Raw genomic sequence first — 14,583 nt, forward strand, 5'->3', positions numbered from 1 at the left:
GCCATTCGGGTGACTATCCTCGTTCACCGCACGCTCACCTCCCATCGGTGAGGCGTTATCCGGGATGAGCTAGTAGTGCACGAGCGAGGATTCCGGAGCCGCCCCGCCGGGTCCGGCGACGGCGCCACCCGCCGTGGCGTCCCCGCCGTCCCAGCCGCACCATCGCGATCGGATCCCATGTCCCCGGAGACCGCACCACCAGCAGCCACCCCGCCGCCCGGCACGGCCCCCGCCTCCGGAGCCGCGGGGCCCGAGTCCGCCGGCGCGCCGGCCGTTCCGGAGCCCGCGCCCGCGAGCGCCCCGCGCGGGGCGCCGCCGCCCACCGACGGCGACCTGCTGACGCCGCTGCCCGTGCCGCGCTCCGCGCCGGAGCACGAGCGCCGCTACGACGTCGACCTGCTGCGGCTGCTCGCCTCCTGCGCGGTGATCGTCTCGCACGTCTCGGCCTCCTTCATCGCCGCCGTCGACCGGCGCGAGGAGAACGGCCCCTCCGCCTACTGGATCGGCCACATCGGCGACGCGGCCCTCGCCTTCGCGGTCCCCGTGTTCTTCGCCATAGCCGGATGGGCCGTGCTGATGGGCGCCCCGCCCCGGGACTCCTCCCGGATGTGGCAGCGCGTCGTGCGCAACGGCACGCCCCTGTTCGTCTGGACCGGCGCCTACCTCGCCTGGGCCTGGCTGCGCGACCGGAACGACGCGCCCATGACCGACCTCGCCGTGGACGGCATCTTCGGCTCGGTCCAGCCCGCGTACCACCTGTGGTTCATGTACGCGTACATCCCCATCGTCATGGCCCTGGGCTTCGTCGTCCTGATGCGCGGCAACCAGCGCCCCTGGAGCCTGGGCGTCGCGCTGCTCGTGCTCGCCGGCCTGCCGCACCTGCTGGCCACCGCCGGCGAGATCACCGGCTGGAACCCGCCGCCCGTCGGCTGGGGCTTCGGGACGTACTCCGTGATCTACGCCATCGGCGGCGCGCTCGTCCTGGCCCACCCGCGCCGGATGCCGCCCCTCGTCCTGCGGCTGGCGGGGCCGGTCTTCGTGCTCTCCGTGGCGGGCATCGTCTGGTGGGACACCCAGGTCCACTACGTGATCCCCAACGCGCACCCGTTCGTGGCCCTCTCCACGCTCAGCCTGCTGGTGCTGGTCGCCCGCGTCCGCGTCCCGGAGCGGTGGCGGCCCGCCCTGGCGCGGTACGCCAACGCCGCGATGGGCGCGTACATGGTGCACATTCTGTTCGTGGAGGAGCTGGTCACGCGCGCCATCTCCGAGGACGCCGGGGCATTCGTCACCCTGGGCACGCTCCTGTCCATGGGAGCGCTGACCGTCGTCCTGGCCTACGCCGCCAGCCTCGCCTGGGGGAAGCTGGGCCTGCGCCGCTGGCTCGGCTGACCCTCCCGCTCCCGCACCACCGCCGCGCGCCCCGGGCCCCCCCCCGGGGCGCGCGGCACGTTGGCCCCCGGGTCCCGTCCTAGGTCTTGTTCCGGAGCGTGGCGCGCCGCACGCGGCGGGCGATGCGCAGCGCGCGACCCCCGCCCGGGAGCTGGCGGGCCAGGCCCGAGGCGAAGCCGCCCGGCAGCGCCAGCGCGGTGAGCCGGGCCCGCTTGAAGTAACGCCAGGTGTGCTCGTTCAGCTCCGCGTCCAGCCACGCCTCGGCCTCCGCGCGCAGCTCCGGGTTCACCTTGGACTGCATGCAGAAGCCGACCGTGCGCACCAGCGGCCCGATCGCCTCGGCCGCGTCCGGCCGCTCGGTGACGACCTCCCCGGCGGCGCCCGCCTCCAGGTCCGGCACCAGCGCGTCCACGATGGTCAGCGGCACGCGGTTGCTGTTCTGGTACGGGGTGATGCGCTCCAGCAGCAGGCCGGTGCCCACCCGCGCGATCGGCAGCCCGTAGTACGCGGCGGCGGTGAACATCGCCGTCGAGAAGCAGCCCACGACCAGGCCCGGCCGGTAGTGGTCGAAGACGGTCTCGGCCAGCATCGGCGTGTCCAGCACGGTCAGCCGCACTCCGACGTCCGCCGCGGCCTTCTCCAGCGCCTTCGAGTACTGGGCCGGGGCCGTCGGGTGCGGCTTGAAGATCACCGCCCGGAAGCCGGCCGCCGCCGCGCCGCGCAGCATCCGCTCGTGCAGCGCCTCCTCCTCGCGGGGGGTGAGGATCTCCAGCGCGGCCAGGTACTGCCCGAGGATCACGGCCACCGAGGACGTTGCCCCCGGCCGTTGGCCCTCCCCGGCCTCGCCGGCCTCCCCGCCGTCCGTGCCCTTGGCGCCGTCCGGGGGCGAGACCACGTCCGCCGCGTCCGGCCGCCGCTCCTGCTGCCCGCTGATCTCGTCCAGCACGGCGCGGAAGGCCGCGTCCGGCACCACCTCGGGCTCCACGCCGTGCTCCCCGAGCAGCAGCGGGCGCAGCCCCGGCACCAGGTCGAGGTGCAGCAGCCGCCGGATGCGGATCGCCGTGTCCTGCGGCAGGCGGTCGCGGGTCGGCCCGTAGCTCATCAGCCCGTCCGCGTACACGGTGATCGCGGCGTTGGCGAAGACGGAGGCGAGCGCGGCGGCCGGCCGGGCGTGCACCGACTCCAGGATCAGCTCCACCGGCCCGTCGCCCAGGCCCCAGGAGTGCCGCAGCAACCGCTCCCACACCGGCGAGTCCCGGTCGGACGGGCCCCAGTCGCTCGGGTGGTGCGGGTAGATGGTGTCGTTCCAGTCCAGAACGACGTCGAAGCGGGCGGCGATCCGCGCCCAGCCCGTCATCTCCCGGAGCGAGGCGGCCGTCTCGGGGACCGCCGCGTTGTTCGACAGCAGCAGGGCGCGGCGGGCCTCGCCGCGCGCCCCGAACTGCCCGGCGTCCAGCGCCGCGGCCAGCGTCGCCGCCCCGTAGAGCGTCGACACCTCGAAGATCTGCGTCCGCTCGCCCGCGCGGGCCGTGCCGCCCAGGCCGGCCGTGCCGCCGCTGAGGACAGTGCCACCCGTGCCGCCCATGCTCAGGCCACCGCCTTCCGCACGCGCCCGAGCAGCCGGCGCAGCACTCTCTCGCGGTCCTCCCCCATCGCCTCCAGGGTCCGCTCCAGCAGCTGCGGCGGGAAGCGCCGCAGCGCGGCGGACGACTCCTGCCGCAGGCGCCGCGCGGCGTCCGCCTCGTAGCGTCCGGCGTTGGCGGCGTGGAACGCGATCATGGCGCAGTAGGTCCGCACGATCTTGGGGAGGAAGCGCTCGGACTCGGCGTCCTCCTCGACCTCCTTCAGGATCAGGTCGTGAGCCGGGATGAAGTCCAGCTGCCGGTCGTCCTTTATCTGCGTCAGCGAGGTGGTCACGCCGCGGCGGTAGAAGACGCCGAGGAGCCCGACCGTGGCGAACGTCCTGGCGCGCAGCGCGAGCTGCCAGCAGAAGACCCGGTCCTCCGCCGTGCGCAGGTCCGGCACGAAGCGCAGCCCCTCGTCGAACAGCTCACGCCGGTAGACCCCCGCCCAGACGAAGGGGTAGTCGACCATCGTCTTGCGGTCGGCCGGGGCGATGGCCTCGCGCGGGCTCATCACCGCGTCCCGCAGCGGCGAGGGGGCGCGGGCGATGGTGCGGCGCCGGGCGTTGGACTGCACGTGGTCGGTGCGCACGTAGTCGCAGCCCAGGCGCTCGGCGGCGGCGACCAGCTCCGTCAGGTAACCGGGCGCGTACCAGTCGTCCCCGTCCAGGAAGGTGAGGTAGTCGCCCCTGGCGGCCTCGATGCCGGTGTTGCGCGCGCGGGAGATGCCCTGGTTGGTGTCGTGCCGGATGACTCTGGTGCGGGGGATCTCGCCCTCCGCGCGGCCCAGGATCTCCCCGGTGGCGTCGGTGGACCGGTCGTCGACGAGGATGAACTCGATCTCGGGGCCGGCGTTCCTGGCAAGGCTGCGCAACGTGGTCGGGACGAAGTCCTGCACGTTGTGGCAGGCGACGATGACGGAGAGCTTTGGCACCAGGCTTCCAGGGGCAGTGAGGAGATCAGTCGCGACGGTAAACACGCGAGCGGCGACTCAGGATACGCGCAAGTGACCAGACGGTAAACGCTGACCGTACGCTCGGTTATCGCCTGGTCTTCCGCCCCCTGAGCCACGCGCGACGCTACCGTCCCGGGGCGCCTCCGCGCCCCGGGGGCCCGCCGCGGACCCGCCTCAGAGCCGCCGCAGGACCCAGGCCGTGACCGCGCCGTACGCGGCGTGCGGCACGGCGTCGCTGACCCAGTCCGCCCGGCTCCAGGTGCGCGGGTCGGTCACCCCCAGCGCGGCCATCGGCCCGCTGCTCCCGGCCATCGCGACCAGCGCCGCCGCGAGCCCGCCGCCCAGCAGCCCCGGCCGCCGCCCGGCCGCGCCCGCCACCGCGCCCAGCGCCGCGCCGACCGCCACGCCTGTGGCCATGCCCGTGAGGGCGCCCAGCGCGGAGACCCGGTGCGCCCGCGTCCCGTCGGGGCCCGAGCCACCCGGCACGGGAACGCCCGCCACCTCGGTCAGCCGCTCCACGGTCTCCTCCGGGGTGGAGCTGGCCGGCCTGCCGCGCAGCGCCATGTCGAGGTAGGTGACGGCGTTCAGCGCCGTCGTCCCGGCGGCGCCGGCCGCGGCCCCCCGCAGCATGCCCCCGGCTCCTGACCTGGTCGCGTTCATGTCTTTCACGCTACGCCCGGCGCGCCGGGGCCGCCTCCGGAACGGCCGGCCGCGCGCCTGTGCCCCGCCGGCGCGCGTGGGCACGCCTACCGCAACAGCTGGGCCAGCCCCCGCCGCGTCGCCGCGAGCACCACCCGGTCCGCCGGGCGCAGGACGTAGCCCGGGTGCGGCTCCCACACCGTGGTCCCGCCCGCGATCGTCATGGCCAGCACCCGCCACGCGCCCGGCCGGTGCGCCTCCGCCACCGTGCGCCCCTCCAGCTCCGGCCGACCCGCCGCCTCCAGCGCCGCGAACAGCAGCACCTTGCGTTCCACCGGCAGCGCCCCGATGATCTGACGGCCCATCATGGCCCCGGCGAACGCGGGCGCCGCCAGCGAGGACACGCTGCGCGAGCGCGTCAGCGCCTCCGGGTGCGCAGCCCGCAGCGTGCGGTACACCGCCGTCGCGAAGTCGTCGTCGAACAGCCGCAGCGAGACGCGGAGTTCGGGCTTCACCGTGCGGGCGTACAGCGCCGCCTCCAGGTTGGTGGAGTCCGAGCTGGTCACCGCGAGCAGGGCCCGCGCCCGGTGGATCTTCGCCGCCTCCAGCACCCCCTCCTGCGTCACGTCCCCCAGCACCACCGGCACCCGCAGCCGCCTCGCCAGCGGAACACCCCGCGCCTGCACGTCCTCCTCCACGCACACCACCGGGATGCCCAGCTCCCGCAGCCGCGCCAGGACGCGCGTGCCGATCTTGCCAAGGCCCAGCAGCACCACGTGCCCCGACAGCCCCCGCGGCGGCCGGCGCAGCGCCGCCGAGCCGCGGAACGCCCCCAGCGCCTCCAGCGCCGCGGCCACCAGGATCGGCAGCAGCGCCAGGCCCGCCAGGCCGGAGAGCAGCTGCAGCACCTGCCGCGACAGCGGCTCTCCCACCGCCGGATCCCCTATCCCGAACAGGTCGAGCAGCGTCAGGTACGCGGCGTGCAACGGCTGGTCACCCGTGGCCCACCACAGCGCCACCGCCAGCGCGCACACTGCCGCCGCCACGCCCGCGACCGCCCATCGCAGCTGCCGCGAGAACAGCCGCCCCAGCGGCGCCGCCCGCCCCACCCGCCGCGGCCCGCTGTGCGTGACCGCCTCCAGCACCATCGCGCCGCGCCCCGCCGCCGACTTGACGGTCTCGTCGTCCGGCAGCAGCTGCGGTCCCTGCGGCCCGCTGTGGTCCGAACCTTCCGTGCCCGCCGGGTCGTTGACCGTGGAAGAAAGCAACGCCAGCGTGCACAGGCCGCCTTCGGCGATCCGTCCGTCGTCGGCGGGCGCCCGCTCCACCGCGCGCAGCAACAGCCCGTCCGCCTCCACCACCTTGCTCGTCCCGGCCACCGCCGTGGCCGCCAGCGCGGGCGCGGCCGTGTCCGCGTCCGAGAGCACGGTGGTCTCGCCCGCCGGGCCGCCCGCGGCCAGGTCGAGGAGCTGGGCCAGGTGCTCGCCCAGCTTGCGGTTGTAGAGCCGGATCACCAGCCGCAGGCGGGGGTTGAGGCGCCGGGCCGCCAACGCGCCCCGGATGTTGGCCTCGTCGTCCTCGTACACCAGCGCCAGCGCACCGGCCCGCTCCGCGCCCGCCTCCCGCAGCACCTCCTCGGTGGCCTCCGGCGCCGCGATCTCCCGCACCGGGAGCAGCACTTCGCCGCTGGCGTAGGGGTCGGGCGGCTCCGGCGGCAGCGGCTCGCCCGGCGCCGGCCGCCCGATAGCCGCGGAGATCCGCCCGATCCGGCCCCATAACGCCCCCGCGCCCGCCCGCACCCGGCCCCGGCCCCCGGCCGCGCCGTCCTCGTCCCCCGCCGCCGGCGGCACCACCAGCGTCACCCGCTGCCGGTACACCCCGTGCAACTCCGCCGCCAGCCGCGTCGCCAGCGCGTCGTCCCCGCACACAATCACCGGACCGACCTCCCACGGGCACTGTGCCACACGGCCTTGCGGCGATTTCGCGGAGGGCGGAGCGCCCGCCCGTCCCCGGCCGCGCGGCCCGCTCCTACGCTGGGGGAATGACCGACCACGCGCAGAACCGCCCGGCGCGGACCGGCCCCCAGGAGGCCGGGGCCCGCGTCATCCCGCTGCGCCGGGTCCCGGCGCCCCACGCCCCGCCCGGGACCGGCCCCGCGCCCGCCCCGGCCCCGGCGCCCCGCGAGCCGCTGTGGCGCGACCTCGTCGGCGACGTGCTGCGCCGCGAACGACTCGCGCAGCGGCGGACGTTGAAGGACGTGGCCGAGGCCGCCCGGATCTCCATGCCCTATCTCTCCGAGGTGGAGCGGGGCCGCAAGGAGGCGTCCTCCGAGGTCCTGGCCGCCGCCGCCCGCGCCCTCGGCCTGCGCCTGGCCGACCTGCTGGAGCGGGTCCACTCCGACCTCTCCACCCCCCGCCGCCGGGCCACGCCCCCCTCGGGCACCACGGACGCGCTGCTCCTGGCCGCGTAACGCCCGCGGCGGCCGTTGCCCCGCGAACGGCCCCGGCGGCCGGCCGGGGCCGGAAGCGCACGCCCCCGGCCCCGGCCGCCCCCCGGCCCTCAGGCCGCCGCCGGCACCCGCCGGGTGATCACCTGGTCCGCCAGCCCGTAGTCCACGGCCTCCCGCGCCGTGAACACCCGGTCCCGGTCCATGTCCGCCCGCAGCCGCGCCGCGTCGTGCGGCGTGTGCCGGGCCAGAACCTCCTCCACCTGCGCGCGGATGCGCAGCATCTCCTTGGCCTGCAGCGCCAGGTCCGTCACCGTCCCGCGCGCCCCGCCGCTCGCCGGCTGCCCCAGCAGCACCCGGGCGTGCTCCAGCACCAGCCGCCGCCCCGGGTCCCCGCCGGCCAGCAGCACGGCCGCCGTCGAGGCCGCCTGCCCGACGCAGATCGTCGAGACGGGCGAGCGGACGAACGACATCGTGTCGTAGATCGCCATCAGCGAGGTGTACGAGCCGCCGGGGGAGTTGATGTAGATCGCGATCTCCGCGTCCGGGTTGGACGATTCCAGGTGCAGGAGCTGCGCGATGACGACGTTCGCCACCCCGTCGTCGATCTCGGTCCCGAGGAAGATCACCCGCTCGTTCAGCAGCTGGCTGTAGATGTCGAACGCCCGCTCCCCGCGCGCCGTGCGCTCCACGACGGTCGGGATCGTGTACTGCCCCATCTCAGAACCCCATCCGCCGCGTCGCCCCGGCCGGCCGCACGTCCTCCAGCGACCGCACCACGTGATCCACGATCCCGTACTCCTTCGCCTCCTCGGCCGTGAACCAGCGGTCGCGGTCCCCGTCGCGGGCGATCGTCTCCGGGTCCTGGCCGGTGTGCTCGGCGGTGATCCGCTCGACGGCCCGCTTGATAAACTCCAGGTTCTCCGCCTGGATCGCGATGTCCGCCGTGGTCCCGCCGATCCCGCCCGAGGGCTGGTGCATCATGATCCGCGCGTTCGGCAGCGCGTACCGCTTCCCGGGCGTGCCGACCGACAGCAGGAACTGGCCCATGCTGGCGGCGAATCCGACGGCCAGCGTGGCCACGTCGTTCGGGATCAGCCGCATCGTGTCGTAGATCGCCAGCCCGGCCGTGATGGACCCGCCCGGGCTGTTGATGTACAGGGCGATGTCCGCCTTCGGGTCCTCCGCCGACAGCAGCAGCAACTGCGCGCACACACGGTTCGCCGAGGCGTCCTCCACCTCGGTCCCCAGCACGACGATCCGCTGCTTCAGCAACTCCGTCGCCAGATGATCATCCAGCCGCGTCGCCCACGAGTCCGCCGTCCTCATCCCGCTCCTCCCAACTCCCCACCGACAGCCCCCAACGGGCTGCCTTCCTCCCGAGTCTCACCACCGCACCCCCCGACCGCCCCCTCCCTCGGCCCCCGGCAGATTCGCCGACGGCAGAGCGAAGGGCCGGCCCGCTGAGGGGCCGGCCCTGGAGGGGCGTGGGGGGCGGCGGCGTTGAGCGCTCCCGCCTAGCGCGCCACGTACTGGGTCAGAATGGCCTGGACCTCGTAGATGTCGACGCCCTTCGTGAAGGTCTTCTCGATCGGGGCCGGGGTGCCCGAGATCCAGATCTTGAGCTCGGCGTCGAGGTCGAAGGTGCCCGAGGTCTCGACCGCGAAGTGCGTGATGCTGCGGTAGGGGACCGAGTGGTACTCGATCTTGCGGCCGGTGATGCCCTGCTTGTCGACCAGGATCAGCCGCCGGTCCGTGAAGAGGATGGCGTCGCGGATCAGCAGGAAGGCCGCCTGCACCTGCTCGCCGTGGCCCAGCAGCCGCGCGTACTCCTGCTGCGCGGCGGCCGGGTCGATGGTGTGGGCGTTGCCGAACAGCGCCATGGCGTCTCCGATCCTCGTCCGTCCCCGGGGGGTCACCCGTCGTGCACCTTCTGCCCACTGGAACGCCGGGAGCATCATCGATGGTTGCCTTCGTCTTCTGAAGCCGAAGCACCTTGCGCCCCGCGCCGCGCTGCGCCTATGTTGCGCCGGAGTCCAGTCACGGGGGAGGCCCATGCCGAGGCGAAGCGTGCTCATCACCGGGGGTTCGGCCGGGATCGGCCGCGCGTGCGTGGAGCGGTTCGCGCGCGAGGAGGGCTGGGAGGTGTGGTTCACCTACCGCAGCCGGCGCGCGGAGGCCGAGGCGCTGGCCGGGCGGCTGGAACGCGAGGGGCCGGCGGCGGTGGCCGCGTTCCCCTTCGACCAGGGCGAGTGGGAGGACCACCAGCGGCTGGCCGAGCGGCTCCCGGGCCCCGTGGACGTGCTCGTGAACAACGCGGCCGTCGGCTCGAAGACGGTCGAACGCTACGCGCCGGGGCCCGAACACACCCGCGCCGCCGCGTTTTTCAGGATCAACGCCGTGGGCCCGCTGTGGCTGACCGAGCAGGTGCTGCCCGGGATGCTCGAACGCGGCCACGGCCGGATCGTCAACGTCTCCAGCGTGGGCGGCGGCATCGGCCAGTTCCCCGGGTTCCACCCGGCCGACGGCATGAGCAAGGCCGCGCTCACGTACTACACGCGTCACCTGGCCGCCGAGCTGGCGCACGCGCCGGTGCACGTCTTCGCGGTCTGCCCCGGCGCGGTCGAGACCGCGATGTTCGAGGCGAGCACGCTGGGGCGCCTGGGGCCCGCCGAGCGCGCGGAGTTCACCGCCCGCCTGCCGAAGGGGCGGCTGATCGAGCCGTCCGAGATCGCCGAACTGGTGTGGTGGCTGGCGGGGGAGCACTCCGCCGCGCTGCACGGGGCGGTCATCGACGCCTCGATGGGGCTGGGGGTGCACCCCGGTCTGCTCACCGCGCCGCCCGCCCCGCCCGCGTCGGAAGCCGCAGCCGCCCCGACGCCCGCCGTCGCCACCGCCGTTCACCCCACCGCCCCCGCGGAGCGAAGATGATCTCCCGCCAGTCGGCCCGCCTGGTCGCCGATACGCCCGCCATAGCCGACGCGCACTTCCGCGCCGAGGCCGAGCCCTACGACCCGCGCGAGCGCCCCGGCGGCTACCTCAACCTCGGCACCGCCGAGAACCGCCTGCTGTGGGACGTACTCCGGGCCAGGCTCGGGGAGTTAGGCGCCTTCACGGCCTGGACGGAGGACGTCGCGCGCTACGCCCCCCTCCACGGGACGCCCGTCCTGCGCGAGCGCATAGCCGCCCTGCTCTCCGCCACCTGCCGCACCCCTCTCGACCCCGGCCACCTCGTCGTCATCAGCGGCGCCACCGGCGCGCTGGACGCCCTCGCCACCGCGCTGTGCGACCCGGGCGAGGCGATCGTCGTCCCGGCCCCCTACTACGGGGCGTTCGACACCGACCTGGGCGGCCGTTCCGGCGCCCGCCTCCTTCCCGCCCCGCTCCCCGCCGCCACCGGCTTCCGCCTCACCGCCGCTGCCGTGGCCGACGCGCTGGACGCCGCCCGCCGCGCGGGCATCACGGTCCGCGCCGTGGCCCTCTCCTCCCCCTCCAACCCCGTGGGTGAGGTCCACCCGCCCGGTGTTCTCGCCGAACTCCTGCGCGTGGCACGCCAGTACGACGTCGACCTGATCTCCGACGAGATCTACGCGCACGCGGTCTTCGGCGAACGCCCCTTCACCAGCGCACTGGACCCGGCGGTGAATCCCGACTGGGCCGAACGCACGCACCTGGTCTGGGGATTCGCCAAGGACTTCGCCCTCCCGGGCCTGAAGACGGGCGTCCTGCACACCCGCAACCCCCATGTCCTCGCCGCCACCCGGGCGTTGGCCTACTTCGCCCCCGTCTCCACCGCCACGCAGGACCTGTTCGCCCGGCTGCTGGCCGAACCGGCCTGGGTGGAAGGGTTCCTGGCCGAGGGCCGCCGCCGGCTCGCCGCCAGCTACCGGCACACCGCCGGGCTGCTGGACGCGCACGGGCTGCCGTACGTGCCGGCCGAGGCCGGGTTCTCCGTGTGGCTGGACCTGCGGGCCTGGCTGCGAGGGCCCGGCTCCCCGGGCCCCGACGAGGGGTTCGCCGCCGAGGAACGCCTGCGGCGGGCGTTGTTCGACACCGCGCGGGTCAGCATCCTGCCCGGCGGGGCCTTCCGGGCGCCGGAGCCCGGGTGGTTCCGCCTGTGCCACACGCTCGACGCGCCGCTCGTGGCCGAGGCGGTGCGCCGCGTCGCCGGCCTGCTGGGCCGCCCCGCCGACGGACCGCCGGGGCCCGCACTCGCGCACGTCCCGGCCACCCCCGCCCCCGCAGACCTCCCCCCGAACGGAGGCCGCCCGTGACCACCACCCCGGCACCCGGCCCGCTGGACCGCTGGTACGAGGCCGCGGGCGTCCGCGGCGGCGTGCGGCGCGTCTTCCACGAAGAGGAGGAGGCGGGGCGCGTCTTCTTTCCCGAGGCCCTGGTCCCGCACCTCGACCACCCCCTGACGCGCGCCCTCCCACCCGCCAGGAGACGCGAGCTGACCATGCGGCATCTCTACCAATTCCTGCATGCGACCACCCACCTGGAGACCCGGGTGGTCAACGGCGCCGCCGAGCCCGTCGCCAACGGCCGCGCGGGCATGGACTTCCCCACCGCCCTGCGGATGGACGCCTTCAAGGTCTACTGCGACGAGGGCTACCACGCCCTCTACAGCCTCGACCTCGCCGACCAGATCGCCGCCGTCACCGGCATCCCGGTCCCCGCCCTCGACTACGGCGGCTTCGTCACCGCGCTGCGCGAGACCGGCCGCGCCCTGCTGCCGGAAGACCCACTGCTCGCAGGGCAGTTGCAGGCCGTCGTCTTCGAGACGCTGATCACGGCCGTGCTCAACGAGGTCCCCCAGGACCCGGCCGTGGTCAGCACCGTCCGCGACCTGATGCGCGACCACGCCCGCGACGAGGGCCGCCACCACCGCTTCTTCTCGGCCTTCTTCCTCCAGCTGTGGGCCCGCCTCGACCGCCCCCGCCGGATCGCCGCCGCCCGCGCGATGCCCGCCCTCATCCGCGCCGCGCTCGACTGGGACCTCGGCCCGGTCCGCACCTCCCTGCGCCTGGCCGGACTCACCGAGGAGCAGACGCGGGCCGTCCTCGCCGACTGCTACGCCGGGAGCGCCGTCACCGCCCGCATCCAGACCGTCTCCCGGGCGACCGTCCGCCTGTGCGCCCAGGCCGGGGCGTTCGAACTCCCCGGCGCCGCCGAAGCGTTCGCAGCACACGGACTCAAGGAGCCGGAGGACACCGATGACTGACCACACCACCACCACCGCGGCGACAGCCGCTCCGACCGCCGCCCCGGCCCAGGCGCCCGCACCCACCCAGGCGCCCGCCCCGGTCCCGACGACCACCTACGCGCGTTACCTCCAGGTCCCCGCCTTACTCTCGCTCCGGCAGCCGCCGGCCGCGCCCGTGCCCGCCAGCCTCGGCGAGCAGCTCTTCGTCACCGTGCACCAGGTGCAGGAGCTGTGGTTCGCCCAGTTGCTCGCCGAACTGACAGCCGCCCGGGACCTGTTGGTCGACGGCCAGCCCCGGCTCGCGCGGCTGCGGCTCGCCCGCTGCCTGGTCATCGACCGGACGCTGGTGACCAGCCTCCAGCCGCTGCGGGCCATGTCCCCGCGCGAGTTCCACCTCTTCCGCGCCCGCCTCGGCACCGCGAGCGGCGCCCAGTCGGCCCAATTCCGGGAGATCGAAGCCCTCTCGGGCGCCGACTGGGCCCGCAGCGCGCCCCCGCCCGAGGGCCTCACCGAGGTCGAACGCGCGGCGCTGCGCCGTCGCCAGTCCGAACCCAGCCTGTGGGACGGCCTGTTGGCCGTGCTCGCCAAGGCCGGCTACGACACCGGCAGCCACGCCGCCCGCCTCGCCGCCCTCGCCGGCCTGGCCGCCGGCCCCGAGGAGCCCGCGGACCTGGCCGAACTGGTCGGGGCCCTCCTCGACCACGACGCCATCTGGTCCGAGTGGCGCGCCGCCCACACGGTGCTCGTGGAGCGCCAGATCGGCGCCCGCCCCGGCACCGGCGGCACCTCCGGCGCGGCCTACCTGCGCGCCGGCGTGCACCGGCGCTTCTTCCCCGAGCTGTGGGAGGCCGGAGACCCCGGGCTCCTCGCCGACGCGGGCTGACCCCCGGGGCCGCCGGGGCCGGGGCCGTCTAACGCCCCGCCTCGCCCGCCAGCCCGGCCAGCGCCCCGGTCACCTCCGGCCACGCCGCGCTGAGCGGGTCGATCAGCTCGAAGTGCCCCACGCCCGGGACCGGGACGACCCGGGCGCCCGGGTGCGCCCGCGCGTAGGCGTCCGACAGCCCCAGGGGCACGCGGATGTCCTCCATCCCGTGCACCAGCACCACCGGCGCGCCGGGCGCCGCCAGCCGTGCCGGGTCCCAGGCGTCCGCGCCCTCTCCACCGGCCCCCGGCTCGCCGCCCAGGAAGTCCCGGACCGCGCCCCCGTCCAGCCCCAGCCGGTGGCCGAGCCGCAGGTCCGCCACCGGCGCCAGGCCCAGCGTTCCCCTCAGGCCGGGAGCCGGCGCCACGGCCGCAGCCCACAGGGCCAGGTGCCCGCCCGCCGAGTGCCCGACGAGCACCATCGACCCGTCGCTCGCCGCCCCGCGCGCCGCCAGCTCCCCGGGAACGGCCGCCAGCGCCGCCCGCACGTCCTCGCCCGTGGCCCCCGGGTCGCCCGGCACTCGCCGGTACTCCAGCGAGGCCACCGACCACCCGTCCCCGGCCAGCGCCCGCGCCATCGGCCGCGTGTGGGTGCGGTCGTACTCCGGCCGCCAGAACCCGCCGTGGATCAGCACCAGCAACGGCCGCCCGGCCGCCGCCGCGCCCCCCGGCCACGCGTCCGCGACCCGGTCCGGGCCCTCCCCGTACCGCACCGTCAGCGGCGGCGGCGGGGTCTCACGCGTCAGAACGGAACGATCCTCGACCACCCGGCGATCCTACTGACGCCGCCGCCCTCCCGTCCCGCGTTCGCCCCCGGTCCCAACGCCCTTGCCCGCCATGGCCGTTCCACCCCCGCCGCCTCCGCCCCCGGCCAGCACCAGGCCGCCCTGCCGGTCCACCATCCGCGTCACCGACTCCTGGAGGAAGCCGAACGCGATGGCCCAGGCGACGACTTGGGCCCCGCTGTCCAGGCTGGTCAGCCCGGGGACGAACTGCCCGTTCAGCAGGCAGACTCCGAGCAGCGCGGTCAGCGCGCCCACCGGCAGCCGCAGCAGCACCAGCGCGAGCGGCACCGCGTAGGGCGCGGACGCCGCCCCCACCGAGCGCAGGGACGCGGCCCCGGCGAGCGCGGCGGCGGCCAGCCCCAGCGTGGCCACCAGCAGCACGTCGGACCCGTCCGGCCTCCCCCCGGAGGGGCACCGGCCGTCCGCGCACAGGTGCGGCGGCAGCCCGGAGGGGCTGGCGTACCCCCACAGCACCATCCCCGCCGCGATCACCGCCGTCGCCAGCACCGCGACGGCCAGGACGTTCCGGAAGCCGCGCACCCGGGCGCGTTCCGCCTCCTCCGCGTCGTGCGCGGCCAGCAGCGTGGCCACCGCCAGCTCGCGCAGCGGGGGCTCCAACT

General features: G+C 75.6%; 13 protein-coding genes and 2 pseudogenes. 6 read left to right on the forward strand and 9 right to left on the reverse strand.

All coding sequences use genetic code 11. The features are described 5' to 3' along the window. Positions 1-177: 177 nt before the first annotated feature. Entirely contained in the window at positions 178-1,389 is a 1,212-nt protein-coding gene (locus tag RM780_RS09205) for an acyltransferase (RefSeq protein WP_311630075.1), read from the forward strand. Between the two features lie 79 nt (positions 1,390-1,468). Here RM780_RS09205 and RM780_RS09210 read toward each other — a convergent pair whose 3' ends face one another. From RM780_RS09210 to RM780_RS09225, 4 genes and pseudogenes are all read right to left on the reverse strand, one after another. Then, on the reverse strand, positions 1,469-2,974 hold the full coding sequence (locus RM780_RS09210; protein WP_311630076.1) for a polysialyltransferase family glycosyltransferase: 1,506 nt from the start codon (positions 2,972-2,974) through the stop codon (positions 1,469-1,471). A gap of 2 nt (positions 2,975-2,976) precedes the next feature. Then, positions 2,977-3,945, reverse strand: coding sequence for a glycosyltransferase family 2 protein (locus RM780_RS09215; RefSeq protein ID WP_311630077.1), 969 nt, complete (start codon positions 3,943-3,945; stop codon positions 2,977-2,979). Positions 3,946-4,140: 195 nt separating this feature from the next. Continuing rightward, positions 4,141-4,626: a hypothetical protein gene (locus RM780_RS09220; RefSeq protein ID WP_311630078.1), complete on the reverse strand. Its 486-nt coding sequence runs from the start codon at positions 4,624-4,626 to the stop codon at positions 4,141-4,143. A 10-nt stretch (positions 4,627-4,636) separates the two neighbouring features. Next, a pseudogene (locus RM780_RS09225) lies at positions 4,637-6,539 on the reverse strand (NAD-binding protein). Between the two features lie 107 nt (positions 6,540-6,646). Here RM780_RS09225 and RM780_RS09230 point away from each other — a divergent pair. After that, complete coding sequence (locus RM780_RS09230) at positions 6,647-7,075, forward strand: helix-turn-helix domain-containing protein (RefSeq protein WP_311630080.1); 429 nt, start codon at positions 6,647-6,649, stop codon at positions 7,073-7,075. An 89-nt stretch (positions 7,076-7,164) separates the two neighbouring features. Here RM780_RS09230 and RM780_RS09235 read toward each other — a convergent pair whose 3' ends face one another. From RM780_RS09235 to RM780_RS09245, 3 genes are all read right to left on the reverse strand, one after another. Next, complete coding sequence (locus tag RM780_RS09235; protein WP_311630081.1) at positions 7,165-7,770, reverse strand: ClpP family protease; 606 nt, start codon at positions 7,768-7,770, stop codon at positions 7,165-7,167. Position 7,771: 1 nt separating this feature from the next. Continuing rightward, complete coding sequence (locus tag RM780_RS09240; protein ID WP_311630082.1) at positions 7,772-8,380, reverse strand: ClpP family protease; 609 nt, start codon at positions 8,378-8,380, stop codon at positions 7,772-7,774. Positions 8,381-8,568: 188 nt separating this feature from the next. Then, the gene (locus tag RM780_RS09245; protein WP_311630083.1) at positions 8,569-8,934 is read right to left on the reverse strand and encodes a PH domain-containing protein; all 366 of its coding nucleotides are present in this window, start codon (positions 8,932-8,934) and stop codon (positions 8,569-8,571) included. Between the two features lie 172 nt (positions 8,935-9,106). Between RM780_RS09245 and RM780_RS09250 the strand changes: the two genes are divergently transcribed. From RM780_RS09250 to RM780_RS09265, 4 genes are read left to right on the forward strand one after another with little or no spacing between them, the layout of a single operon-like run. Then, positions 9,107-9,982: an SDR family NAD(P)-dependent oxidoreductase gene (locus RM780_RS09250; protein ID WP_311630084.1), complete on the forward strand. Its 876-nt coding sequence runs from the start codon at positions 9,107-9,109 to the stop codon at positions 9,980-9,982. Beyond that, positions 9,979-11,325, forward strand: a complete 1,347-nt coding sequence (locus RM780_RS09255) for an aminotransferase class I/II-fold pyridoxal phosphate-dependent enzyme (RefSeq protein WP_311630085.1) — start codon at positions 9,979-9,981, stop codon at positions 11,323-11,325. The genes RM780_RS09250 and RM780_RS09255 overlap by 4 nt, the downstream gene beginning before the upstream one ends. After that, positions 11,322-12,275 carry a diiron oxygenase gene (locus tag RM780_RS09260; protein ID WP_311630086.1) on the forward strand — a complete coding sequence of 318 codons (954 nt, stop codon included), beginning with the start codon at positions 11,322-11,324 and terminating at the stop codon, positions 12,273-12,275. The genes RM780_RS09255 and RM780_RS09260 overlap by 4 nt, the downstream gene beginning before the upstream one ends. Continuing rightward, the gene (locus RM780_RS09265) at positions 12,268-13,140 is read left to right on the forward strand and encodes a tryptophan 2,3-dioxygenase family protein (RefSeq protein ID WP_311630087.1); all 873 of its coding nucleotides are present in this window, start codon (positions 12,268-12,270) and stop codon (positions 13,138-13,140) included. Before RM780_RS09260 ends, RM780_RS09265 begins: the two co-directional genes overlap by 8 nt. Before the next feature lie 28 nt (positions 13,141-13,168). Here RM780_RS09265 and RM780_RS09270 read toward each other — a convergent pair whose 3' ends face one another. Continuing rightward, positions 13,169-13,945, reverse strand: coding sequence for an alpha/beta hydrolase family protein (locus RM780_RS09270; protein ID WP_311630088.1), 777 nt, complete (start codon positions 13,943-13,945; stop codon positions 13,169-13,171). A gap of 9 nt (positions 13,946-13,954) precedes the next feature. Continuing rightward, positions 13,955-14,583: pseudogene (locus RM780_RS09275) on the reverse strand (hypothetical protein); the annotation flags it as partial.

The sequence above is a fragment of the Streptomyces boetiae genome, from assembly GCF_031845405.1.
GTDB lineage: Bacteria > Actinomycetota > Actinomycetes > Streptomycetales > Streptomycetaceae > Streptomyces > Streptomyces boetiae.

Coding starts and splice junctions, on each gene's coding strand:
- RM780_RS09220 (WP_311630078.1), bottom strand. CDS start 4,626: ATGAACGCGACCAGGTCAGGAGCCGGGGGCATGCTGCGGGGGGCCGCG.
- RM780_RS09210 (WP_311630076.1), bottom strand. CDS start 2,974: ATGGGCGGCACGGGTGGCACTGTCCTCAGCGGCGGCACGGCCGGCCTG.
- RM780_RS09230 (WP_311630080.1), top strand. CDS start 6,647: ATGACCGACCACGCGCAGAACCGCCCGGCGCGGACCGGCCCCCAGGAG.
- RM780_RS09205 (WP_311630075.1), top strand. CDS start 178: ATGTCCCCGGAGACCGCACCACCAGCAGCCACCCCGCCGCCCGGCACG.
- RM780_RS09265 (WP_311630087.1), top strand. CDS start 12,268: ATGACTGACCACACCACCACCACCGCGGCGACAGCCGCTCCGACCGCC.
- RM780_RS09250 (WP_311630084.1), top strand. CDS start 9,107: ATGCCGAGGCGAAGCGTGCTCATCACCGGGGGTTCGGCCGGGATCGGC.
- RM780_RS09245 (WP_311630083.1), bottom strand. CDS start 8,934: ATGGCGCTGTTCGGCAACGCCCACACCATCGACCCGGCCGCCGCGCAG.
- RM780_RS09235 (WP_311630081.1), bottom strand. CDS start 7,770: ATGGGGCAGTACACGATCCCGACCGTCGTGGAGCGCACGGCGCGCGGG.
- RM780_RS09240 (WP_311630082.1), bottom strand. CDS start 8,380: ATGAGGACGGCGGACTCGTGGGCGACGCGGCTGGATGATCATCTGGCG.
- RM780_RS09255 (WP_311630085.1), top strand. CDS start 9,979: ATGATCTCCCGCCAGTCGGCCCGCCTGGTCGCCGATACGCCCGCCATA.